The sequence below is a fragment of the Streptomyces sp. SYSU D01066-1 genome (genome assembly GCF_054956795.1).
The window spans coordinates 1-22,585 of record NZ_JBUDHV010000016.1 but is presented as its reverse complement, the minus strand read 5'-3'; the positions used below and the strand labels follow the sequence as shown (position 1 = coordinate 22,585).

At 74.4% G+C, this 22,585-nt stretch carries 20 protein-coding genes; 15 read left to right on the top strand and 5 right to left on the bottom strand.

Translation table 11 applies throughout. The features are described from left to right. Positions 1–101: 101 nt before the first annotated feature. A complete protein-coding gene (locus ACY1JF_RS17170; RefSeq protein ID WP_462705999.1) occupies positions 102–1,541 on the bottom strand; it encodes an aldehyde dehydrogenase in 1,440 nt (479 codons plus the stop codon). A 64-nt stretch (positions 1,542–1,605) separates the two neighbouring features. Here ACY1JF_RS17170 and ACY1JF_RS17165 point away from each other — a divergent pair, with 64 nt between their 5' ends. Next, positions 1,606–2,280 carry a TetR family transcriptional regulator gene (locus ACY1JF_RS17165; protein WP_462705998.1) on the top strand — a complete coding sequence of 225 codons (675 nt, stop codon included), beginning with the start codon at positions 1,606–1,608 and terminating at the stop codon, positions 2,278–2,280. 125 nt (positions 2,281–2,405) lie between these two features. Next, positions 2,406–3,215, top strand: a complete 810-nt coding sequence (locus tag ACY1JF_RS17160) for a class I SAM-dependent methyltransferase (RefSeq protein WP_462705997.1) — start codon at positions 2,406–2,408, stop codon at positions 3,213–3,215. A gap of 223 nt (positions 3,216–3,438) precedes the next feature. Here the strand turns inward: ACY1JF_RS17160 and ACY1JF_RS17155 are convergent, their stop codons facing one another. From ACY1JF_RS17155 to ACY1JF_RS17145, 3 genes are all read right to left on the bottom strand, one after another. Continuing rightward, the gene (locus ACY1JF_RS17155; RefSeq protein ID WP_462705996.1) at positions 3,439–6,045 is read right to left on the bottom strand and encodes an AAA family ATPase; all 2,607 of its coding nucleotides are present in this window, start codon (positions 6,043–6,045) and stop codon (positions 3,439–3,441) included. After that, positions 6,042–8,861, bottom strand: coding sequence for a helix-turn-helix transcriptional regulator (locus tag ACY1JF_RS17150; protein ID WP_462705995.1), 2,820 nt, complete (start codon positions 8,859–8,861; stop codon positions 6,042–6,044). The genes ACY1JF_RS17155 and ACY1JF_RS17150 overlap by 4 nt, the downstream gene beginning before the upstream one ends. 214 nt (positions 8,862–9,075) lie before the next feature. Further along, on the bottom strand, positions 9,076–11,793 hold the full coding sequence (locus tag ACY1JF_RS17145; RefSeq protein WP_462705994.1) for an ATP-binding protein: 2,718 nt from the start codon (positions 11,791–11,793) through the stop codon (positions 9,076–9,078). 301 nt (positions 11,794–12,094) lie between these two features. Here ACY1JF_RS17145 and ACY1JF_RS17140 point away from each other — a divergent pair, with 301 nt between their 5' ends. From ACY1JF_RS17140 to ACY1JF_RS17105, 8 genes are all read left to right on the top strand, one after another. Beyond that, complete coding sequence (locus tag ACY1JF_RS17140; RefSeq protein ID WP_462705993.1) at positions 12,095–12,376, top strand: WhiB family transcriptional regulator; 282 nt, start codon at positions 12,095–12,097, stop codon at positions 12,374–12,376. Positions 12,377–12,508: 132 nt separating this feature from the next. Beyond that, entirely contained in the window at positions 12,509–12,958 is a 450-nt protein-coding gene (locus tag ACY1JF_RS17135) for an SsgA family sporulation/cell division regulator (protein WP_462705992.1), read from the top strand. A 112-nt stretch (positions 12,959–13,070) separates the two neighbouring features. After that, entirely contained in the window at positions 13,071–13,910 is an 840-nt protein-coding gene (locus ACY1JF_RS17130) for an alpha/beta fold hydrolase (protein ID WP_462705991.1), read from the top strand. Positions 13,911–13,973: 63 nt separating this feature from the next. Then, positions 13,974–14,636, top strand: coding sequence for an NAD(P)H-binding protein (locus ACY1JF_RS17125; protein WP_462705990.1), 663 nt, complete (start codon positions 13,974–13,976; stop codon positions 14,634–14,636). A gap of 162 nt (positions 14,637–14,798) precedes the next feature. Next, the gene (locus ACY1JF_RS17120; protein WP_462705989.1) at positions 14,799–15,191 is read left to right on the top strand and encodes a GlcG/HbpS family heme-binding protein; all 393 of its coding nucleotides are present in this window, start codon (positions 14,799–14,801) and stop codon (positions 15,189–15,191) included. Positions 15,192–15,193: 2 nt separating this feature from the next. Further along, positions 15,194–16,435, top strand: coding sequence for an LVIVD repeat-containing protein (locus tag ACY1JF_RS17115; protein WP_462705988.1), 1,242 nt, complete (start codon positions 15,194–15,196; stop codon positions 16,433–16,435). A gap of 3 nt (positions 16,436–16,438) precedes the next feature. Continuing rightward, positions 16,439–17,389 carry an NADP-dependent oxidoreductase gene (locus ACY1JF_RS17110; RefSeq protein WP_462705987.1) on the top strand — a complete coding sequence of 317 codons (951 nt, stop codon included), beginning with the start codon at positions 16,439–16,441 and terminating at the stop codon, positions 17,387–17,389. A gap of 88 nt (positions 17,390–17,477) precedes the next feature. Continuing rightward, positions 17,478–18,008, top strand: a complete 531-nt coding sequence (locus tag ACY1JF_RS17105) for a YbhB/YbcL family Raf kinase inhibitor-like protein (protein WP_462705986.1) — start codon at positions 17,478–17,480, stop codon at positions 18,006–18,008. 49 nt (positions 18,009–18,057) lie between these two features. Here the strand turns inward: ACY1JF_RS17105 and ACY1JF_RS17100 are convergent, their stop codons facing one another. Beyond that, complete coding sequence (locus tag ACY1JF_RS17100) at positions 18,058–18,987, bottom strand: LysR family transcriptional regulator (protein WP_462705985.1); 930 nt, start codon at positions 18,985–18,987, stop codon at positions 18,058–18,060. 113 nt (positions 18,988–19,100) lie between these two features. Between ACY1JF_RS17100 and ACY1JF_RS17095 the strand changes: the two genes are divergently transcribed. From ACY1JF_RS17095 to zwf, 5 genes are all read left to right on the top strand, one after another. After that, on the top strand, positions 19,101–19,889 hold the full coding sequence (locus ACY1JF_RS17095; RefSeq protein ID WP_462705984.1) for a glycine betaine ABC transporter substrate-binding protein: 789 nt from the start codon (positions 19,101–19,103) through the stop codon (positions 19,887–19,889). Between the two features lie 135 nt (positions 19,890–20,024). After that, on the top strand, positions 20,025–20,417 hold the full coding sequence (locus ACY1JF_RS17090) for a hypothetical protein (RefSeq protein ID WP_462705983.1): 393 nt from the start codon (positions 20,025–20,027) through the stop codon (positions 20,415–20,417). Positions 20,418–20,670: 253 nt separating this feature from the next. Further along, positions 20,671–21,144, top strand: a complete 474-nt coding sequence (locus ACY1JF_RS17085) for a Dps family protein (RefSeq protein WP_462705982.1) — start codon at positions 20,671–20,673, stop codon at positions 21,142–21,144. A gap of 63 nt (positions 21,145–21,207) precedes the next feature. After that, positions 21,208–21,453, top strand: a complete 246-nt coding sequence (locus ACY1JF_RS17080; RefSeq protein WP_462705981.1) for a DUF2630 family protein — start codon at positions 21,208–21,210, stop codon at positions 21,451–21,453. Between the two features lie 54 nt (positions 21,454–21,507). Next, a partial coding sequence (zwf, locus tag ACY1JF_RS17075; protein WP_462706092.1) for a glucose-6-phosphate dehydrogenase occupies positions 21,508–22,585 on the top strand: 1,078 nt, incomplete at its 3' end.

The window sequence follows — 22,585 nt, the reverse complement described above, 5'->3', positions numbered from 1 at the left end:
GGGGGGGGGGGGGCGGGGCCCCGCCTGGGGCGGGGGGGCGGCGGGCCGCCCCCGCGCCCCCCCCCCCCCCCCCCACCGCGCTGTGTGTATGGGGGGACCGGTCAGACGGAGATCGTCTTGTACTCGATGTACTGGGTCAGCCCCGCCGTGCCGAACTCCCGGCCGATGCCGCTGTCCTTGAATCCACCGAAGGGCCCGTCGAGGGAGGGCGGCGCCCCGTTGACGGAGAAGGTGCCGGTGCGGATGCGCCGGGCGATACCCAGGGCCCGTGCCTCGTCGGCCGTCCAGACCCCGCCGCCGAGACCGTACGGGGAGTCGTTGGCGATGCGGACGGCGTCCTCGTCGTCCTCGAACGGGATGACCACGAGGACCGGGCCGAAGATCTCCTCCTGGGCGATGCGCATGGAGTTGTCGACGTCGGCGAAGAGGGTCGGGGTGACGTAGTAGCCGCCCTCCAGACCGGCCGGTACCTCGGGACCGCCGGTGACCAGCCGGGCGCCCTCGCGGATGCCGGTCTCGATGTAGGACCGGACGCGCTCCTGCTGGTCGGCCCGGACCATCGGCCCGATGAAGGTGTCCGGGTCGCTCGGGTCGCCGACGGTCAGCGACTCGACCAGTTCCTTCAGCCGGGCCACCGCCTCCTCGTAGCGGCTGCGATGCACCAGGATCCGGGTGTGCGCGACGCAGGCCTCGCCGTTGTTCGCGAAGGAGAGGAACTTCAGCCCTTCCGCCATCACGTCGAGGTCGGCGTCCTCCAGGACGATGGCGGCGGACTTGCCGCCGAGCTCGAGGCTGACCCGCTTGAGCTGCCGGCCGGCGATCGCCGCGATGGTGCGTCCGGCGCCCGTGGACCCGGTGAAGGCGATCTTGTCGATGCCGGGATGGGAGATGAGGTACTCACTGGTGCGGCGGTCGGCCGGCAGGATGCTGACCACGCCCTCCGGCACGCCCGCCGCGCTGAAGATCTCCCCCAGCGCCAGGGTGACCAGCGCGTTCTCCGGTGAGGTCTTCAGCACCACGGTGCAGCCCGCCAGCAGTGCGGGGACGAGCTTGGTGAGCGCAGACTGGTGCGGGGCGTTCCAGGGGATGACGGCCGCGACCACGCCCACCGGTTCCCGGTGCACCAGGGTGCGGGCCGTGCTGCCCTCGGTCCGCGGCAGCTCCTCCTCCCACGGCAGGGCCGCGGCGGCCCGCAGATAGGCGTCGGTCTGCTCGGGCAGCGCGGCGGCGGTCCAGCCGGTGAACCAGCGGGCGCTGCCGTTCTCCGCGGTGGTGAGGTCGGCCATCTCCTCGGCGCGCTCGGCGTACAGGGCGTTGAAACGGGCGATGACCTCCTGCCGGGCGGCCGGGGCCAGCCGGGGCCAGGGTCCGTGGTCGAAAGCCTCGCGGGCGGTGGCCACGGCGAGGTCCACGTCGGGTTCGGTGGCCTCGGCGGCCCGGCCGACCAGGGACCGGTCGTGCGGGGAGCGGACCTCCAGCAGTTCCTTCTTGGCGGGCTCGGTCCAGCGACCGCCGATGTACAGCTTCTCGTAATCGGTCATGCCGAGAACTTAAGGCAACAATGTTCTCTAAAGCAAGAGAACGCTGTTCTGTTAATGTGGGCTCATGGACAGGCTGCCTCCTCACGTACGACGCGCCCGCAGGCCGGAGCACAAGGAACTGCGGCTTGCCTCGATCGTCGACGCGGCGCGCTCGCTGGCCCTGGAGAAGGGCGTACGCGAGGTGACGCTCACCGACATCGCCGGCCGGGCCGGCATCAACAAGTCCGCGGTACTGCGTTACGTCGAGACCCGCGAGGAGATCTACCTGCGCCTGACCGCCGAGTGCTGGACCCGGTGGGCCGCCGCGCTGGCGGACGCGCTCGGCGGGCGCACCGACGGCACCCCCGACGAACTGGCCGCGACCCTCGCCCGTACGGTCGTGGAGCAGCCGCTGCTCTGCGACCTCCTGGCCCACGCCCCACTCCACCTGGAACGGCATGTCTCGGCCGACGCGGTCCTGACCTACAAGCTGGCCGCCCTCGGCGCCCTGGACGACATGGCGGACACCGGCTCCGCCTTCCAGCCGGTTCTGGACCAGGCCGCCACCCGGGACCTCGTCAGCACGGTCAGCCTGCTCGCCGGTTCCCTCTGGCAGATCTCCACCCCGCCCGAGGCCCTCGCCCGGCTGTACGCCGAGGAGCCGCGCCTGGCCCACGCGGTGGTCGACTTCCTGCCCCGCCTCACGCAGACCGCCCGCACCATGGCCGCCGGCCTGGCCGCCCGCGCCGGCCTCGGCTGAACCAGCCGGCGTCCGCTCCCGCCGAGCCCGTCCACACACGTTCCACTGACGTTCCACAGAGCCACGGCACAGTGGTGCCCCGGACGAGGGGACACCCACCGAACGACAGATGTGCGAGGGACGCCGTGCACGGGGACGCTTCCGACGACCTGGCCCGAAGTTTCTACCGGGGACTGAGCGCGCACTACGACGCGATCACCCGGGTCCAGGACTACACGAGATGGGCCCGGCTCTACCGAGACCTCCTGGAGAAGCACGGCGTGCCCGGCCGCCGGCTGCTCGACGTGGGGTGCGGTACGGGCAGGTCCGCCCTCGAACTGGCCCGGCTGGGCTTCACCGTCACCGGCGTCGACCTGTCGCCGGAGATGATCGAGGCCGCGCGGCACAAGGACGGCGCCGACAAGGTGGTCTTCGTGACGGCCGACGCCCGTTCGCTGCCCGCGCTCGGCACCTTCGACGCGGTCGTCACCATGGGCGAGCCGCTGACCTACCTGCCCGGTGAGGACGAACTGGCGCGCGTCTTCCCGGGCGTACGGCGCTCCCTGCGGGCCGGCGGCCTGTTCCTGTTCGACCTGCCGACCGCGGGGTTCCAGGACCGCGCGGCGGCACGGCAGACCATCGACGAGACGGACGCCATGGTGGTCCTCACACGGGGCCGATCCGCCGACCCGGCCGCGCACACGACCGAGCTGACCGTCGACCTCTTCACGGCCACCGGGCGGGCGGACACGTGGTCCCGCGTCCAGGAACGGGCCCTGCTGCACTGGTTCGCGCCGCAGCGGGTGACGGAACTGCTCACCGCCCACGGCTTCACCGTGGAGCACATCTACGGCCTGTACGACGGAGAGCTGACGCAGCGGGCCGACCAGGACCTGCACCGCAAGTACTTCGTACTGGCCCGCGCGCTTCCTTCGGCCGGTCACGCGGACGCGTGACGGACACCTGCCGAAGGCACGTCGACCAAAAGGAGGTGATCGGCATGATGTTCCCCGACTGGAAGGAGTAGTTCCCGCGACCACCCGGCTCCCGGTCTTCACCGGGACCCGTCCCGGCCCCTGGGGTCGGAGTGACGCCGGGTGGTGAGCGTCCCGCCGGCGGTGGCCCGCCCCCAAGGGCCGCCGCCGGTTCGCGCGTGTCCGGCGCACCGATCCGCGCACGTCACCTCCCCAGTACCGCCGGAAGCTGCTTGCGGGACCTCACCCCGGCCTTCGCGAAGACGCGCGACAGGTGACTGGCGACCGTCCGGTGGGTCAGCCCGAGCTGCCACCCGATGCCCTGGTTGCTCAGCCCCTGCGCGGCCAGCCGGGCGACCTCCGCCTCACGCGGCGTCAGCCCCAGTCCGGCCGCGTCCCGCGGCGGGTCCGCCGCCGTCGCGTCCCCGGCGGCCAGCAACTCGGAGTCGGCCCGCCGCACCCACACCGCCGCACCGGCCCACGCGAACGCGTCCCGGGCCCGCTGCAACTGCTCCCGCGCCTCCAGCACCCGCCGCCGTCGCCGCAGCCACTCCCCGAACGCCAGCCGCGTACGCGCCTGTTCGTACCGCAGCGCACCGGTTCCCGGTACGGCCAGCGCCCGGGTGAAGTGCTCCTCGGGCGCGTCGCCCTCGGCGAGCAGCGCCAGCGACCGGGCCAGCAGGTGCTCCAGCGGAGCCGACCGCAGCGACCGGTTGACCTCGGCCGCCCACCGCATCTGGTCCCGTACGGCGTCCCCCCTGCGGGAGGCGACCGCGGCGGCGACCAGATCGCCCAGCGCCCAGGCCGCCACCACCGGGTGCCGCGCGTCACCGCCGGGGTCCGACAGCATCCGCAGCTCCTCGTACGCGTCCTCCGGCCGACCGTGCGCGAGCGCCATCGAGCCCCTCGCCCAGCGGGCCCTGGACGCCAGCAGGGGAAGACCGCGGGGCAGCGCGAAGGCCAGGATGCCGTCGGTGAGCGCCGCATGCCCTTCCTCGGCGCCCTCCCACGCCCGCACCTGCGCCACACCGCACCGGAAGACGGCGGCGGCGTGCGGATCGTCCGCCGCTCGGCTCCAGCGCTCGCCGGTGTCGCCGTCCCGCAGCACGCCCTCCCGGTCACCGAGGTGCAGCCGGGCGAGCTGGCGGTGGGCCAGGACCGCCCGTGCGGTACCGAAGTACCCGGGGCCGGTCAGCGAGTCCAGCACGGCCCCGCCCAGGCGTTCGGCGGCGAGCGGGTCGTCCAGCGCCGTCGCCACCGAGACCAGCGCGGCGTCACGGAGCGGGTCCCGCGGGAACCGTCCCCGCGTGAGCGCGGCACCGGCCGTCGCCAGCAGGGCCCTGCCCCGGTCGGCGTGGGCCGTCCGGTCGGTCCAGCACAGGGCGGACAGCAGGGCGGGGCACCCGTCGGTGAGCGGGTCCGGCGGCCGGGCGTCCGACGCGCACGAGGCGGACGGCCCGCCCCGGCCGGGTCCGGCGGCCGGCGGCGGGAACGGCGGCCACGGCAGGGCCGGTTCACCGGCGGGCCCCGGCGAGCCGAGCGCGGCGACAGCCGCGGCGATCTCGGGGCACCGGCCGGCGAAGAGGGTGGTGATACGGGCCACGAGCCGCCGCACTTCCCCCGTCTGGTCCCGCACCTGGGCCGCCCACGCGGCCCGGACCAGTCCGCGGGCCCGGTCCGCCGATCGCGGACTCAGGTCGGCGGCCAGTTCGCGCACCGCGGCGGCCTCGGGAAGGTCCTCGGGCACACTGTCCTCCAGCTCGCGGGCCGTGCCCTCGTCCGGGGCGGCCGACGCGAGGGCCCGGTGCAGCGCTCGCCGGTACGCGCCCGGCTCGTCCCGCCCGGCCGACGCCAGGTGCGCACGCCGCCGCCGGGCCCGGGACGCCTCCCAGTACACCGCGGAGCGCAGCAGCGGATGGCCGAAGCGGACCGTTCCGGACTCCGTCAGGAGCAGGCCACGGTCCTCGGCCGCGTCCAGGGCGCCGCCCGCCGGGTCCACGGCGCGGGCGGCCTCCCGCAGCAGCTCCGGCCGACCGGTGTCCGCCACGGCGGCCAGCAGCAGGACGTCCCGCACGGGTTCCGGCACGCCGGCCAGCAGGCCGGTCACCCGCGTGTGCAGGGCGTCGCCGAGCGGGAGCCGCGGGGCGAGCAGCGCCTCGGCCGGCAGGGCGGCGGAGGCGAGCAGTCCGGTGACGGACACCAGCCCGGCCGGATTGCCGCCGGTCTCCCGCAGCACCCGGCTCGCCAGCAGGGGCGGCACGTCAGGGCCGTACCGGCGCAGCAGCCGCTCGGCGTCGGTCCCGGCGAGCGGGCCGAGGAGCAGGTCCGGCGCGGGACCGGACGCGTGGCGCGCGGTCCCGCGCGGCCCCGGTCGGCCCGCCACGAGCAGCGCCGCGCCGGCGGTCCCGCGGCAGGCCGTGAGCAGGGCGTCGAGCGAGGGACCGTCGAACCACTGCGCGTCGTCCAGCACCACCAGCAGGGGCCGCCCGGCGCGGGCGTGCCGGCCGAGCGCCTCGGCGGCGACGCTCCTCGCGTCCGGACCGCAGTCCAGGACCGGCAGGAGCTGGGTGAGGCCGGCACCGGGCAGCCCGGCCTCGCTGCGGTGCCCCTGGAGGGGGACGACGGTCCGGCCCCGGGCCCCGGCGGCGCGCCGGACCTCCCGGAGCAGCGCGGACTTGCCGGTGCCCAGCTCGCCGTGGACCGTGAGGACGCGGCCCGACTCGCCCGGCCGCTCCAGGAACGCCTCGATCGCGGCGAGTTCCGCACCGCGGCCGAACAGGGGGTGCGGCACCGCCGCGTCGTCCGGCGTCACAGCGTGTCACCGCCGCCGATCAGGGCGTCCTGGAGTTCCCGGCGCGAACTGATGCCCAGTCGGGGGAAGACCTTGTACAGGTGCGAGGCGACCGTCCGCGGCGAGACCAGCAGCCGCTCCGCGATCTCCCGGTTGGACAGGCCGGAGGCCGCCATGCGGACGATGCGCCGCTCGTGCGCGGACAGCGCCTGGCCCGAGGCGGTGGCGGTCCGCGCCGTGCCCGGCGGGGGAGCCCCGATGGCCCGCAGCTCGGTACGGGCCCGGTCCTGCCAGGGCGCCGCCCCGAGCCGGCCGAACGTTTCGTAGGCGGTGCGCAGGCGGGTGCGTGCCGCCGCGGGGTGCCGCCGGCGGCGCAGCCACCTGCCGTGGTCCAGGGCCAGCAGCGCGCGGTCGAACGGGCGGGCCGACGCCGTCGCCGCGTCCTCGGCCAGACCGAACAGCTCGGCGGTGTCGGGCTCGTCGGTGTACGCGGCCAGCAGCGCCCGGCCGTGCCGCAGCAGCAGGGTCGTCCCGTCGGAGAAGCGCGTCAGCCCGGCCCGCTGCGCGCGCGCCTGGTGCGCGCGGGCCGCCTCGGGGTCGTCCCGCAGCAGGGCGCCGCGTACAAGGACGGCGTGGGCCTGCCGGGTGACCGCGTCCCGGCTCGGATCGGCGTCGGCCGGCCAGTCGGCACCGTCCGCCGGCTCCGTGTCATCGGCCTGGGCCAGCAGGAGCGCGGCGTACGCGGCCAGGCCCGCGTGATGGGCCGAGCCGCGGTCGCGGGCCCATCGCCGGACCTCCCGCGCCAGCTCCCGCGCCTCCTCCCGGCGGCCCTGGTACGCGCAGGCCAGCAGCAGCTGGGACTTCAGGGCGACGGCATGCCGGTCGGGCAGGCCGGCACCGCCCTCGGCCGACCGCCGCGTCACCAGGTCGCGCAGTTCCTCCCAGCGCCCTGCGGCGGTCAGGAGTTCGGCCCGCAGCTCCCGGCAGTGCGGAAGGTGTCCGCGCTCCGTGCCCGACCGCTGCAGGGCGGCGGACAGCAGCCGGCCGCTCGACGACGGGTCGTCGACCTGCCACGCGGCGTCCGCGAGCCAGGTCAGCTCCCGGGGCCCGGCGCCGGGCGTCCGCAGGGCCCGATCGGCCGCGCCGGCGAGCCCCTCCCGGATCTCCTGCGCCCGGGAGACCGGGTCCAGCCGGGCGGTCACGGCGAGGCGCAGGGCTTCGCCGGCGTCGGTCGGCAGCGCGTCCAGCGCCGTCCTGGCCGGGGCGGGGTCGTGGGTGAGGGACGACAGGGTCGACAGCTGGAACGCGGCCAGGTCCCGCGCGTCGGCGCCGGCGACCGGTCCCGCCTCCAGCGCGGCGGAGAGGTCGCGGAGGCTGTCGTCCGCGTGGAAGGCGACATCGAACAGCGCGGCGGCCCGGACCGCGCGCACCACCCGCGCCGTGGTCCCGGCCGGGCGGGCGCCCGGTCCCCGGGTCAGGACCAGTGCCAGCCGCGGCCGGCCGTCGCTCAGGGCGGCGGACGCTGCGGCCACGTACAGGCGGGAGCGCTCCCAAGGAGCCGGGCCGAGGTCACCGGCCATCCGGAACGCTCTGATCGCCGTGGACCAGCGCCGGCCCGCCACGGCCGCGTGGCCGAGCGCCTCCAGCCGGGCCGCGTCCTCCTCGTGGGATCCGGCCCCGCCGGGGTCCGGTGGCGCCTCGTCGGGCGTGGTCGGGCCGGCCGGTCCGCCGCCGAGCCGGGTCATGGCCAGCTCGGCCCAGGCGCGGCCCGCCCGCCGCCGCACGGCGGCCGGCGCGGTGGCGTGGGCCAGGCACCGGTGGACCCGGCGGACGAAACGGGGCGTCCGCTCCGAGGAGACTAGCCCCGCCTCCTCGGCCGGGGCGAGGGCGTCGAGGTCGTGCCCGAGCGCGCCGGCCAGCCACGCGACGTCCCCGGCCTCGGCGTCCTCCTCCAGGAGGGCCAGCGCGGCCAGCAGGGCACGGGTACCGTCGGGCAGCGCGCGGAACCGCCGGCCGAGGCAGCGCTCCAGGGCCGCTCCCGGCAGCAGGGGGTCCGGCAGTGCCGCCCGGCCCGCCCGCTGGTCGGGGGTGAGCGCCGTGGGCAGGTCCACCAGGGCACGCGGGTTGCCCTCCGCCACGGCGAGGACGGCGTCCACGGCGTCGGCGGCCAGCCCCGGGTGCCGGTCCGCCAGCACTTTCCGGGCGGTCTCCTCACCGAGTGCGGGCAGCGACAGCTCAGCCGCGCCCCAGTCCGCCGCCGGGACCGGCCCCTGCCCGTCGGAAGCGGTCAGCAGCAGCACCCCGGTCCCGTCGAGCCGGCGGGCCACGAACGCCAGGGCCCTGGCGGAGGCGGGGTCGAGCCACTGCCAGTCGTCCACGGTGAGCAGCACGGGACGCCGCTCGGCGGCGGCGGCCAGCGTCCGCCACAACGCCGAGCAGACGGACGTCTCGTCACCGCCCCGGGCATGCCCGCGCAGCGCGTCGGGCAGCGCCGCGCGGACCGCGCCCGGCAAGGCGCCGGACACGGCGGACAGCGGGACCGCCAGCGAGCGGAGCGCGGAGTACGCCGACGTAGCGCCCTCGGCGCGGGGGGCGACCCGCAGCACCTGCCCACCGGCGTCGGCGGCGGCCCCGGCCGCCCAGCGCAGCAGCGTGCTCCTGCCGCTGCCGCCCTCGCCCCGGACGGCCAGTGCCGTGCCGTGCCGGTCACCGGCGCCGGCCAGGGCCGCGCGTACCGCGCCGAGCACGTGGTCCCGGCCGCGCGGGTGTTCCGCCGTCCGCGGCGTGCCCTCGCGGACGGGACGCGGCGCACTGCCGGCGCACACGACTGGCCTCATGTCAGCCTCCTCGGGAACGAGACGATCGTCCGCCCGATCCCGCACGCGTGGTCACACGTGTGTCGTGCGCGGCCCGCCGTGGACCGACGGGCGCATGGGACGGAACATGTCCCAACCTAGGAAAGGAGGCCGAGAAGAGCCCTAGGTAATTCGACCGTGATTCGCCTTGCTCCCGAACCGACCGGAAACATGTCCCGCCCCGGAGAGGGCTCGGTCAGTCGGACGTGCCCGCGAGGGCGGCCGGGAGCTGCGCCCGCCGGTTGATCTGCAACTTGGCGTAGGCGCTGTACAGGTGCGCCCCGACGGTGCGGTGCGAGAGGTACAACTGGTCGGCTATCTGCTTGTTCGAGTACCCCTCGGCGGCCAGCCGGGCGACGTGCAGTTCCTGGGCGGTGAGCACCGCGTCGGCGGCGACGGCGTGCGGCGACCGGGTCGGCCGGACGCTGCCGGCGGCACCCAGCTCCCGTGCCGTCCGCCGGGCGAGTGGCGTCGTGTGGTGCGACTCGAAGACGTGCAGGGCCGCGGCAAGGTGACCACGTGCCTCCGTGATGTGGCGTTCGCGCCGCAGCCACTCACCGAAGAACAGCCGGGTCCTGGCGAGGTCCAGAACCGCGGAGGTGCGCTCGCCGTGCGCCAGGGCCCGCTCGAAGTGGTCGCGCGCCCCGCCGTCCGGTGACAGCAGCGCCCGGGTCCGTTCGACCAGCATCGCGAGGTGGTCGGAGCCGCTGGACGCGAGGGCGGCCGTGGCCATGCCGAGCCAGCCGTCCACGGCCTCCGGACGCCCCACCCGTACGGCCGCGTCGGCCAGACCGCCGCCCGCCCACAGGCCGATGGGCGGATGCTCCACGCTGCGCAGCAGGTGGACGACCGCGTCCTCGGGTCGGCCCTCGTTCGCCGCCAGCTCGGCCGAGGCCCAGGAGGCGATGGCGGCGACCCTGGCGAAGGGGGCCGGCCCGGACAGCTCCGCAGAGGTCGCGAGGGCGGTGGCCGCGAGCGCGTCCTCACCGCGCCACGCGCGCGCGAGGGCGATGCTCGCCGCGCAGATCGCCCCGACGACCGACAGACCGAGGTCACCGCTGAGCCGCAGGGCCTGCTCGCAGTCGGCGAGGCCGGCGGCGACCGCCTGGGCGTTCATGCGGACCGTGCCGCGCCCGGCCAGGGCCACCGTCTCGTCGCTCGTCCGCGCCGACCGGTGGAACAGGTCGACCTCGGCGCTCCACACGCGTTCGGCGCCTTCGAGGTCGTGGGCGTCCTCGAAGGCGAACGCGAGACAGTTCATCAGCGTCGCGTCGGTCTCGCGCACCTGCGGCCGCAGCACCGACAGCGCCTCCTCCACGGAGGGCAGCCGGTCGGCCGAGCCCACCAGGGCCAGCGCGATGCTCCGCAGCAGCCGCCGCCGGTCGGTGCCGGCGAGGCCGGGGCGCCGCAACTCCTCGGTGACCACCGCCGTGACCTCGGCGGAGAGGTCCTGCCGGGTGTAGCCGCGTACCGCCGCCCAGGTGAGGACCTCAACCCGGTCGTCCGGGTCGCTCAGGGCCCGTGACAGGGCGACCAGCTCGTCACCGCCCCGGTCCGGGAGCGTCGTACTGGTGCTGGCGAGCATCCACTCGGTGCGGGCGAGCTGCATGACCGACGCCTCGTCCTCGGCGGGCGGCCTGGCCTCGGCGAGCAGGGCGACGGCCTCGGCCGTGGCACCGGCCTGCCGCGCGGCCTCCGCCGCCATCACCGTGCGCCGGGCCCGTTCCCTCGGCACCGGCGTCAGCGTGACCGCGCGCCGCCAGGCGGCGGCCGCCTCGGTCCGCGCTCCGCGCCGCCCGGTCGCCACGGCGAGCCGCTCCAGCTCGGCGGCGACGTTCTCGTTCCAGCCGGTGACCGCCGCGGCCCGGTGCTGGACGGCACGCGCCGGATCGACGACGACCGCCGCCAGCTCGGTGTGCACCCGGGAGCGCATGTCGGAGTCGGCGTTGTCGTACACCGCCGAGCCCACCAGCGGGTGGCGGAACCGGAAGGAGCCGTCGCTGAGTGTGATCAGCCCGAACTTCTCGGCCGGCGCGAAGTCGCTCTGCTCCAGGCCCAGGCCGCGGGCCGCGGTCAGCACTTCGTGGCTGCTGGAGTCCTGTCCCGCGGCGGCGACGAGGAGCGCTCGCCGCGTGGCCGACGGGAGCAGGGCGACCTCGGCCAGGAACGAGTCCTCCAGGCGTTTGCCCATCGGGACCCGGCCGCGCTCGGCGCTCGGCGCGCCGTCGAGGTGGGACGGGCTGGCCGACCACTCGGTCAGGGCGAGCGGATTGCCCATCGCCCGCTCGACCAGCCGCTGCCGCTGCGGCTCCGTCAGCGCGGGCGCGTGCCGGGCGAGCAGTCGCAAGGAGTCTTCCCGGCCGAGCGGGGCCAGCGGCACCTGGTGCCGGAAGCGGGGACTGCGGTCGGGGTAGATGCGATCGGCGCGACTGGTGGCCAGCAGCAACGCCGGCATGACGCTCATGCGGGCGGCGAGGAAGGTGACGATGTCGGCCGTGGACACGTCGAGCCAGTGCAGATCCTCGACCAGCACCACCAGGGGGCCTTGCGCCGCCGCCTCCTCCAGCAGCCCGAACGCCGCGAGCCCCGTGACCAGCCGGTCGGCCGGCTCCCCTTCCGCGCCGAAGGCCACGTCCAGGGCGGTCCGCTGGCGCGGTGACAGCGCGTCCACGCGGTCGAGCAGGGGCAGCAGCAGCTCGTGCAGCCCCTCGTAGCCCACCGCGCCGGTGCCGCGGACCCCGTGGCAGGAGAGCACCTGGAAACCCGACGCGGACGCGGTGTCGACGACCTCGGAGACGAGACTGCTCTTGCCGATCCCCGCTTCGCCGTACACCAGGGCCGAGGACCCGTGCCCTTCGCGTGCCGCCTCCAGGAGAGCGGACAGCCGCCCGACTTGCGATTCGCGCCCGATCACGTACCCGTACCTACTCTTCCGAGCTTCCGGACGTGCGGTGGCCCGAGGCCACTCACCGTCAGTACTGCCGCGCCGGGCAGGCTCGCATCCTACCTCTTTGCACACGTATGACCAGAGGAGACGGAGTGGCCGCCGGCGGTCGTCGCGCACCGGACACCTGGCACCCGTAGGTCACGGGGCAGTCGGACGACCGATGCCGACCCGGCCCCCGCACCGCACAGTGGGCCCGCACAGGATCGTATTCCGGCGTCCGAGGAGGACGGATGATGACCAATATGGCACGGCCCGCGCGGCGGCTGCCGTGAGGAGCGCGCTCGCGCGACCGGTCTGGGGGGAGGCGCTGTGCCGCACCGTGGACCCGGAGCTGTTCTTCCCGGTGGGCGAGGCGGGGCCCGCGGCCGTCCAGACCGCGGAGGCGAAGCGCATCTGCGGACGATGCCCGCTGACCCGGGCCTGCCGGGAGTGGGCGCTGAGCGAAGGGGAGGACAGCGGTGTCTGGGGAGGTCTCAGCGAGCAGGAGCGCCGGGTCATGCGCCGCGCCGCCGCGCGGCGGAGGTACCGCCGGTCCGCCCGTGGAGCCTGATTCCGGGCTTCCACTTTTTTTCCACTGCGCTCAGGGACACTCTCGTGGGCCGATGGCTCACCGAGTCGCGGCACCCGGGGCAGGCTGCCCCGGCAGACGGGGTGCCGATGAGTAGCGCAAAGGAACGGACCTATGAGTCAGCAGTCGTGGGCACGCGGCACCGAGGGGGCCGGCCCCCTGACGCTCGACGTCACCCTCCACAACCTGTTCGCGCCGGCGGCGAACGCCTCGGTGTCCTGCCGGTTCACCTTCGACCCGGCGGCCCCCTTCTCCGTGCGGCTGGACCTCATGACGCCGCCGGCACCGCGGATCTCCTGGGTCGTCGGGCGCGACCTGCTGATGCAGGGGACCGAAGGGCTCAGTGGCGAGGCGGACGTCAAGATCTGGCCGTCCCGGCGGCACGACGACACGCCGTTCCTTTACCTGCGCCTGGAGCGGACCGACGCCTCCGCCGCGTTCATGACCGAGCTGGCTCCGATCCGGGCGTGGCTGGAGCGGACGTACGACCTCGTACCCAGGGGCGGCGAGAGCCGGCTGGTCGACTGGGACGCGCTGGCCTGCGGCCTGCTGCCGCCCCGCTGACGCGGTCGCCGGGGACACCGGCGCGGACGGTCCACGGTCAAATGCCCTATGGCCGCCGCCGCCGGCAGCGGCACACTCGGAGCCGTCGCGCCCCCCATGATGAGGATCCGAGATGTATGTCGACGCCCCGAACCAGGTGATCGAAGCTGCGAGCGGTGTGCGGTACGCCTACCGTCGCACCGGCACGGCCGGCACCCCGTCGCCGCCACTCCTCCTGCTCCAGCACTACCGGGGCACACTCGACGGCTGGGACCCGGCGCTCATCGACGCGCTGGCCGCCGAACGCGATGTCATCACGTTGGACAACGCCGGGGTCGGGCTCAGCACCGGACAGGCGTGCCGCACCGTGCGCGACCTGGCCCGGGACACCCTCGCCTTCATGGACGCCCTCGGCCTGCGGCAGGCGGACGTCCTCGGCTACTCCATGGGGGGCTTCACCGCACAGGAGATGGCGCTGCTGCGCCCGTCCGCGGTCCGCCGGCTGGTCCTCGCGGCCACCGCACCGCGCGGCGGCCCCGGCATCGAGGGGTACCCCGAGGACATCGTGGCCCACACCGGCGTCGACCGGCTCAACATCCAGGACTACCTGTACGCGTTCTTCAACCACACCGAGACCAGCCAGCGCAGCGGCCTGGGCTTCGTCGGCCGGTACATCGAGCGCGAGGAGGACCGCGACCTGCCGGTCCCTGCGGAGGTCCGGGCGGCGCAGTACGAGGCGGTGGTCGAGTGGGGCGTCCCCGACCCCGCCGCCCTGGAGCGGCTCTCGGCGGTCACCCATCCGACGTTCGTGGCCGGCGGCGACAACGACCGCGTGATCCCGTCGAGCGCGGCCCATCTGCTGGGCGGACTGCTGCCCCGGGCCCGGGTGAAGGTCTACCCGGACTCGGGCCACGGCTTCCTCTTCCAGCACCACGAGGAGTTCGCGCGGGACGTACGGGACTTCCTGCGCTGAGCGGCGCGCACACCGGCACACCGACATCGGACGTCGGACGCCACAGACGAGAGGACAGAGGACGTGAGGGTGGTCATCGCGGGCGGGCACGGGCAGGTGGCCCTGCGGCTGGAACGGCTCCTGGCGGAGCGCGGCGACACGGCGGTGGGGCTGGTACGCCGTCCTGAGCAGACGGGCGACCTGCGGGCGGCCGGCGCGGAACCCGTGCTCTGCGACCTGGAGTCGGCGTCGGTGGCGGAGGTCGCGGCCCGTCTCCGCGACGCCGACGCGGTGGTCTTCGCCGCCGGCGCGGGACCGGGCAGCGGAGCGGGACGCAAGGACACCGTCGACCGCGGGGCGGCCGTGCTCCTCGCCGACGCCGCGCTGGCCGCCGGCACCGGCCGCTTCCTGATGATCTCGGGGAAGGGGGTGGGCAGCAGTCCTCCGGCCGGCACCGACCCGGTGTTCGCCGCCTATCTGAGGGCCAAGGCGGAGGCCGACGACCACGTCCGGTCCCACGCGTCGCTGGGGTGGACGATCCTGCGGCCCGGCCGCCTCACCGACGAGCCGGGCACCGGACACGTGACGCTGGGCCCCTCGACTCCCGAGGGCAGCGTGGCCCGGGACGACGTGGCCGCCGTCCTGCTGGCGCTGCTCGACGAACCGCGCACCGCCGGCCTGACGCTGGACCTGGTCGCGGGCGGCACACCCGTGACAGCCGCCGTACGCACCGCGGCGGACGGCTGACCGCACCCTCCGGGCGCGTGGTCACCGGGGCACACCGGGCAGTCATCCGACGGATACGTGTGTCCACGGCTCCGGGTCACACTGCATGCGCCGGCCGCCGTCCACGGAGCAGCGCCGTGGGCGGCGGCCGGCGTCCGCCCCCGACCTCACCAGGAGCCACCAGTGATCACGTTGTCCGCCGCGGAACGGGCCGTCCAGGCCGGCAAGGACAAGGCCGCCGAACTGGGCGTCCCGTTCACCGTCACCGTCGTCGACGCCGGAGCCCACCTGATCGCCGCCGCGCGGATGGACGGCGCGGCCCTCGCCGCCGTGGAGACCAGCCTGAGCAAGGCCCGTACGGCGGTGCTCTTCGCCCGTGCCACCCGGGACCTGGCGCCCGAAGTCCAGCCGGGGGCCCCGCTGTTCGGCATCGAGGCGGGCACCCGGGACCCGCTCGCCTTCGTCGCGGGCGGCGTCCCGGTGGTCCGGGGCGGAGTCGTCGTCGGTGCCGTCGGGGTCGGCGGCGGCACACCGGAGGACCACGAGGTCGCCGCGGCCGCCCTGACCGTGCTGTGACCGTGGCCGCCTCCACTCCCGCACCGGTGCTCAGCCGCGGGTTCGTACCGGTCGGGCACTCCGACCAGGGCAGGCGGCCGGACGCCATGCAGGTGCAGCACCACCGCGACCACGTCTACGTCGGCCACCTCTTCTCCGGCGGGTTCTCGGTGCTCGACGCGCGCAGCCCCCGCGACCTGCCCGTGCGCCACTTCGAACCCGCGCCGCCCGGCACCTGGAACATCCACCTCCAGGCCGCGGACGACCTGCTGCTGGTCGTGCACGCCAAGGACCTGTGGGCCGAGTTCCGCGACGAGTCCCAGTACTACGCCGGCTCGGTCGGCAGCAGGCTGGCCGGCCACGCCCGCACCTGGAGCGCGGGCGTGGCCGTCTACGGCATCGCCGACCCCGCACGGCCGCGGCGCGTCTCCTTCCTCCCCGTCGACGGCATCGGCGTGCACCGGCTCTGGTACACGGGCGGCCGCTGGGCCTACGCCTCCGTCCTGCCCGACGGCTACACCGACCACGTCTTCGCCGTCATCGACCTGGCCGACCCGGTCCGCCCGCGCTGGGCGGGCCGCTGGCACCTCCCGGGCATGCACACCGCGGGCGGTGAGACACCCGGCTGGGACACGGCGAAGTGGCGCTACGCCCTCCACCACGCCATCGTCCACGGCGACACGGCCTACGCCTCCTGGCGGGACGGCGGCCTGACGCTCCTGGACATCAGCGACCGGGAGGCGCCCCGGCTCATCGCCCACCGCACCTGGTCCCCGCCCTACGGCGGCGGCACCCACACGGCCCTGCCGCTGCCCGGCCGGGAGCTGCTCGTGGTCGCCGACGAGGCGGTCGCCGACCGGCTCGCCGACGGCACGAAACACGTGTGGATGTTCGACATCCGGGAGCCCGCGAACCCCGTCAGCATCGCCACCTTCCCGCAGCCGGCCGAGGAGGACTACGGCACCAAGGGCGGGCACTTCGGCCCGCACAACCTGCACGAGAACCGGCCCGGCACCTTCGTGTCGGAGTACCTCGTCTTCGCCACCTACCAGAACGCGGGCCTGCGGGCGGTCGACATCACCGACCCCTACCGGCCGCTGGAGGTCGGGGCGTTCGTACCCGGAGCGCCCGGTCGCCTGGTCGACCCCCGCCCCGGCCGCCCCCGGGTCGTGCAGACCGCCGACGTGACGGTCACCGACACCGGGCTGGTCTTCCTCACCGACTGCAACGCCGGTCTGTACGTCGCCCAGTACGAAGGGATCTGAACCGTGCGCGCCATCACGCAGCACACCTTCGGCGGGCCGGAGGTGCTCACCCTCGTCGAGCGTCCCGTTCCCGAACCGGGCCGTGCCGAGGCACTCGTCCGGGTCCGGGCGGCCGGGGTGAACCCGGTCGACTGGCAGACCCGGGCGGGCGGGGGAGTGGCCGCGCGGCTGGGCCCGCCGCCGTTCACCGTCGGCTGGGACCTGGCTGGCGAGGTCGTCTCCCTCGGAGCCGACCCCGGCGGACTGCGGGTCGGCGACCGGGTCTTCGGGATGTCACGCTTCCCCGCCCAGGCCGCGGCGTACGCCGAGTACGCGGTGGTCCCGGTACGGGACCTGGCCCCGGTACGGGACCTGGCCCCGGTGCCCGCCCGGCTCGACCTCGTCCACGCCGCCGCCCTGCCCCTGGCCGGACTCACCGCGTGGACCGCGCTGACGGGCAAGGCGGCCGTGCGCGCGGGGGACCGCGTCCTGATCCACGCCGCGGCCGGGGGAGTGGGACACCTCGCCGTGCAGATCGCCAAGTCGCTCGGCGCCCATGTCACCGGCACCGCCCGCGCGGAGAAGCACGACATCGTCAAGGACCTCGGGGCGAACGAGGTCGTCGACCACCGGACCACGCCGGTCGAGACACTCACCGGTGGCTTCGACGCGATCCTCGAACTGGGCGGAGGCGACAACGCCGCCCGGTCCCTGCGGCTGCTGCGCCCCGGAGGCGTCCTCGTCGACATCGCCCACCACGCCCCGCGCGGCCTCGGCCGCGGCACCGGGCTGCGGGTGGCGACCATGCTCGTGAAGCCGGACCGCACCGCCCTGCGGGAAGTGGCCCGGCTGGCGGCGACCGGACACCTCACCCCCGTGCTCGACCGCACCTACCCGCTGTCCGACGCCGCCGCCGCGCACCGGCGGGGAGAGCGGCGCACCACCACCGGGAAGCTCGTGCTCACGGCCGGATGACCGTGCGGCACACGTCAGTCGATCGACAGATCACCCGAAGCCGTGCCGCCGCGAGGATGGCCGGTGCAAGCCATTGAAAGGAACAGCCATGTCCACCCCCTACGACCTCATCGCGACGGTCCCGTCGTTCACCGTCACCAGCGCCGACTTCGCCGACGGCGACGTCCTCCCCCTCGCCCAGGCCAGCGGCATCTTCGGAGCCGGCGGCGAGGACGTCTCCCCGCAGCTCTCCTGGTCCGGTTTCCCGGCACAGACCAAGAGCTTCGTCGTCACCGTCTACGACCCCACCGCGCCGACGGGCAGCGGCTTCTGGCACTGGGCCGTCGCCGACATCCCGGCGACGGTGACCGAGCTGCCGGCCGGCGCCGGTGACGACGACCCGGCCGAGGGCCTGCCGGAGAAGGCGTGGCAGCTCGCCAACGACGCCGGGCTCAAGCGTTACCTGGGTGCCGCGCCGCCGGCCGGCCACGGCGAGCACGTCTACTACATCGCCGTGCACGCCGTGGACGTCGAGACCCTCGGACTGGACCGGGGCGCCACGCCGGCCTTCCTCGGCTTCAACCTCTCGGGCCACACCCTGGCCCGTGCCGTCATCACCGCTCGCTTCTCCGCGAACTGAGTCCGGCGGGCGCCGTCCCCCGCGCGGACGGCGCCCGGTGGGCCGGCCTTCAGGAGGTCCGGGGCCGCAGACCCAGCCGCCGGGCCACGTGCCGGGGCATCAGGGCCGCGTGTTCCTCCAGCAGGTCCAGGAAGGAGGCGGCGACGGGGTCCGGGCTGGTGCGGGTGTATCCGGTCAGGACCCGGGTGACCGGCGGGTCCGGACGCAGCACCGCCTCCGGGAAGTGCCGGGGGACACTGCTGGCCGGCACCAGCGTGGGTCCCAGACCGGCGGCGGCGTAGCCGACGGCGGCCGCCGCCTGCTCGGTGCGGACCGCGGCACGGGGCCGGAAGCCCGCCCGCGCGCAGGCGTCGTCGAGGAAGCGCGCGAGCCCGCTGTCCGGGGTGAAGTGCACCCACGCCCGGTCGGAGAGGTCCGCCAGCCGGGCGCGCGCCGCGATCCCCGGACCGGCCAGGGGGTCGTCGGCGGTGGTGACCACCACGAACTCCTCGGTGCCGAGATGCCGGGCGGTGCCCTCCCACCGGTCGGGCAGCGGACCCACCGCGAGATCGGCGACACCGGCCACCATGGCCTGGGCCAGCTCGTCCGAGCTGCGGTACTCGAACAGGCGGACCCGGACGCCCGGATGCCGCTTGCGCCAGAGGCCGAGGACGGCGGGCAGCACGCCGGCGCTGACGGAGTACAGCGTGGCCAGATGGAGTTCGCCCGTCGACACACCCGCCGCGCGGCGCGCGGAGAGCGTGGCCCGGCCTGCCTCGGCGAGGGCGGCACGGGCGTGGGGGAGCATGGACCGTCCGGCGGACGTCAGCCGCACCCCACGCGGCAGACGCTCCAGCAGGGGGCCGCCGACCTCCCGTTCCAGAGCCTGGAACTGGTGGGACAGCCCCGGCTGCGTCACGTTCAGCCGCTCCGCGGCGCGCGTGAACGAGCCGGCGTCCACGATCGCCACCAGATACTCCAGTTGTCGCAAAGTCGCCATGCGCTCAGCATATGGGTCGCATGAAAAACATGTCTTGGACTCATGAGTCGGGTACGGCACAGGATCGTGGGTGCCGCGCACACCCGTGCTCACCGGATCGTCGAAGGGTTGCCATGTCCGAGTACCGAAACGATGCCACCGTCACCGTGGGCAACATCGCGCTCTCCTTCCACCGGGCGGCCGCCGCGGTCACCCGCCGCATACTGGAGAAGCACGGCCATCAGGTGCGCAGTGTCGAGGCACCGCACGAGCGCATGTTCCGCCTCCAGGAGGAGGGCGCGGTGGACGTCCTGGTGTCCGCCTGGCTGCCGTCCAGCCATGACATCTACCTCTCCCGGTACGCCGACCGTGTCCGCGTACTGACGCCGCACTACGAGCCGTACTGTGTCTGGGCGGTACCGCCGTACGTGCCCGAGGAGGCGGTCGGCGAGGTGGCGGACCTGCTCGGGCCCGAGGTGGCGGAACGGATGACGCACACCGTCCAGGGCATCAACCCGGGAGCCGGCATCAGCCGCTTCTCCGCCCGGATGATCCGCGAGTACGGCCTGGACCGGGCGGGATACGACTTCGTGCCGGGCACCGAGAGCGACTTCGTCGCCCGTGTCGACCGGGGGGTCGCGGACCGGGAGTGGTTCGTCGTCCCGCTGTGGCGGCCCCAGTACCTGAACCGGCTGCACGGACTGCGGACCCTCACCGAACCGAAGGGACTGCTCGGCACCGTCGACGGCGCCGCCCCCGTCATCACGCACGAGGCACTGGACCGGATCGACCCCGCCGCCGTCACCGAGCTGGACGCCCTGCACCTGGGCAACGAGGGTGTGGAGGAGATCGACAGCCTCATCAACGTGGACGGTCTCACCCCCCTGGAGGCGGCCGACCGCTTCCTCGCCGCACGCCGCTGACGGACGGCACCGTACCCGCGTGAGTCGGAGACACGTGTGTCAGAGGTGTGTACTGTCGCATGAGCGCTCGCCGGACACACCTGTCCTGCGGTGCCGAATGTCGTACTCGCATACGTCGGAAGGAACACGACACCTATGAAACTGCTCAACCGTCTGGGAGCGGCGGCCGCGACCCTGGCCCTCGCGGCGGGAGCCGTGATCGGTACGTCCGGCTCCGCCTCGGCCGCCGGCTCCGGTTGGGTGACGCTGTGTTCGCACGGCAACTACAAGTCCTTCATCATGTGGCGCACCGCGGACGGGACCCAGTACAACGACCAGCTGGTCCCCGCGGGAGCCTGTCGGTGGTCGAGCGCCCCGGCGGGCACCGTGTCGATGAAGGTCTACGGCGTGTACAACACCAACTCCAACATCTTCTACGTCGGCGGCGTGCCGCAGAGCGGGTTCGCCTCCGGCGGTAAGGCGTCCGCCTACGGCACGACCACCGGGGCCTGGTTCGGATACCAGTCCTACGGCTGGAGTCAGTGGTAGACCGGGTCACCCGGGTCCGGCACGGCGCGGCCGGCGGCCCCGGGTAGGCCCGGGGAACAGGCGCTCGGCGGCCCCCACCCACCGGTGGGGGCCGCCTTTCCATGTGCCCCGGCCCCTGCCCGTGACTGCTCACACGGACCGTAAGTCAATCGACGGATCTCCCCCGGACGGCCCCCCGAAAGGATGGGCGGGCAACGCCCGGCCGGCCCGGTGACCACCGCGGGCCGGGCACCCCCATCGTGAGGAGTCCCCCGTGAGCATCATCTCCAGTCCGCTGCCGGACGCGGAACGCGCAGTGACCGGAACGGCCCTCCAGGGCACCCTGGTCGACCTGCTCGACCTCTCCCTGGTGGCCAAGCAGGCCCACTGGAACCTGTACGGACCGCGCTTCCGCACCATCCACCAGCAACTGGACGAGGTCGTCACCACCGCACGCGACTACGCGGACCAGGTGGCCGAGCGGGCCGCGGCCCTGGGCATCAGCCCGGACGGGCGGGCCGTGACCGTCGCGGCGGGCAGCGGTCTCCCGGGATTCCAGCAGGGGTGGATCACCGACGACGACGCCGTGGAGGCGCTGGTCCGTTCCTTCGCGGTCCTCATCGGCCGCCTGCGCGCACGCGTCGAGGCCACGGCGGCGGCGGACCCCGTCAGCCAGGACTTGCTGATCGGGCTGACGGCCGAGATCGAGAAGCAGAGCTGGATGTTCCAGGCGGAGAACCGGGGCTGAACCGGCTCCACGAGCCACCCGAGGACCCGGGATCCGAGGATCCGAGATCCGAGGAGAGGAATCATGAAGAACCCCGAGATCCTGCACCGGATCAGCGAGATGGCCGAGGAGGAGCGCAGGTTGCGCGACTCCCTCGGCACCCGCGGCTTTGGTGGGCCGGACGAGCGGAGCCGGCTGGGCGAGCTGGAGCGCGAGCTGGACCAGTGCTGGGACCTGCTGCGGCAGCGCAGGGCCAAGTCGGAGTTCGGACAGGACCCCGAAGAGGCCCACACCCGGCCCCAGTCCATGGTCGAGCGCTACGAGTCCTGAACACCGCACACCCGCGTCCCGGCCGACCGACACCACCCAGGAGCCACCGTGAACATGCCCCGCCGGGGCAGGCACCCCTCATCCACCGGCCGCACCGCGGCCCGCACACCCGCGAGCGGCAACCCGCTGCGTGACCCCGCAGACCGACGGCTCCCGCGCATCGCGGGGCCGTCGGGCCTGGTCATCTTCGGTGTCACCGGTGATCTGTCCCGCAAGAAGCTCATGCCCGCCGTCTACGACCTCGCCAACCGGGGTCTGCTGCCGCCGGGCTTCTCGCTCGTCGGCTTCGCCCGCCGCGACTGGGAGCACGAGGACTTCGCCCAGGTCGTGCACGACGCCGTCAAGGAACACTCCCGTACGCCGTTCCGCGAGGAGGTCTGGCAGCAGCTCATCCAGGGAATGCGCTTCGTCCAGGGCACCTTCGACGACGACGAGGCCTTCGAGCGGCTGCGCTCCACCATCGGGGAACTCGACAAGGCGCAGGGCACCGGCGGCAACTTCGCCTTCTACCTGTCCGTGCCGCCCAAGTCCTTCCCCGTGGTCATCCAGCAGCTCAAGAAGCACGGGCTGGCCGACCAGTCGGGCGGCTCCTGGCGGCGCGCGGTCATCGAGAAGCCCTTCGGCCACGACCTGGAGTCGGCCGAGGAACTCAACTCCATCGTCCACGAGGTCTTCGCCCCGGACCAGGTCTTCCGCATCGACCACTACCTGGGCAAGGAGACCGTCCAGAACATCCTGGCGCTGCGCTTCGCCAACACCATGTTCGAGCCGATCTGGAACCGGTCCTACGTCGACCACGTACAGATCACCATGGCCGAGGACATCGGCATCGGCGGCCGGGCCGGCTACTACGACGGCATCGGCGCCGCCCGCGACGTCATCCAGAACCACCTGCTCCAGCTGCTCGCGCTGACCGCGATGGAGGAGCCAGCCTCCTTCGACGCCGACGCGCTGGCCGCGGAGAAGACCAAGGTGCTCGGCGCGGTCCGGCTGCCCAAGGACCTGGGCCGGGACACCGTCCGCGCCCAGTACACGGCGGGCTGGCAGGGCGGCGCGGCGGCCGTCGGCTACCTGGAGGAAGAGGGCATCGACCCGTCCTCCAAGACCGACACCTACGCGGCGATCAAGGTCG

Bases quoted from the DNA above. Each gene is read 5' to 3' on its own strand.
- ACY1JF_RS17170 (WP_462705999.1), bottom strand. From the start codon at position 1,541: ATGACCGATTACGAGAAGCTGTACATCGGCGGTCGCTGGACCGAGCCC.
- ACY1JF_RS17165 (WP_462705998.1), top strand. From the start codon at position 1,606: ATGGACAGGCTGCCTCCTCACGTACGACGCGCCCGCAGGCCGGAGCAC.
- ACY1JF_RS17150 (WP_462705995.1), bottom strand. From the start codon at position 8,861: ATGAGGCCAGTCGTGTGCGCCGGCAGTGCGCCGCGTCCCGTCCGCGAG.
- ACY1JF_RS17135 (WP_462705992.1), top strand. From the start codon at position 12,509: ATGAGTCAGCAGTCGTGGGCACGCGGCACCGAGGGGGCCGGCCCCCTG.
- ACY1JF_RS17130 (WP_462705991.1), top strand. From the start codon at position 13,071: ATGTATGTCGACGCCCCGAACCAGGTGATCGAAGCTGCGAGCGGTGTG.
- ACY1JF_RS17105 (WP_462705986.1), top strand. From the start codon at position 17,478: ATGTCCACCCCCTACGACCTCATCGCGACGGTCCCGTCGTTCACCGTC.
- ACY1JF_RS17100 (WP_462705985.1), bottom strand. From the start codon at position 18,987: ATGGCGACTTTGCGACAACTGGAGTATCTGGTGGCGATCGTGGACGCC.
- ACY1JF_RS17095 (WP_462705984.1), top strand. From the start codon at position 19,101: ATGTCCGAGTACCGAAACGATGCCACCGTCACCGTGGGCAACATCGCG.
- ACY1JF_RS17090 (WP_462705983.1), top strand. From the start codon at position 20,025: ATGAAACTGCTCAACCGTCTGGGAGCGGCGGCCGCGACCCTGGCCCTC.
- ACY1JF_RS17080 (WP_462705981.1), top strand. From the start codon at position 21,208: ATGAAGAACCCCGAGATCCTGCACCGGATCAGCGAGATGGCCGAGGAG.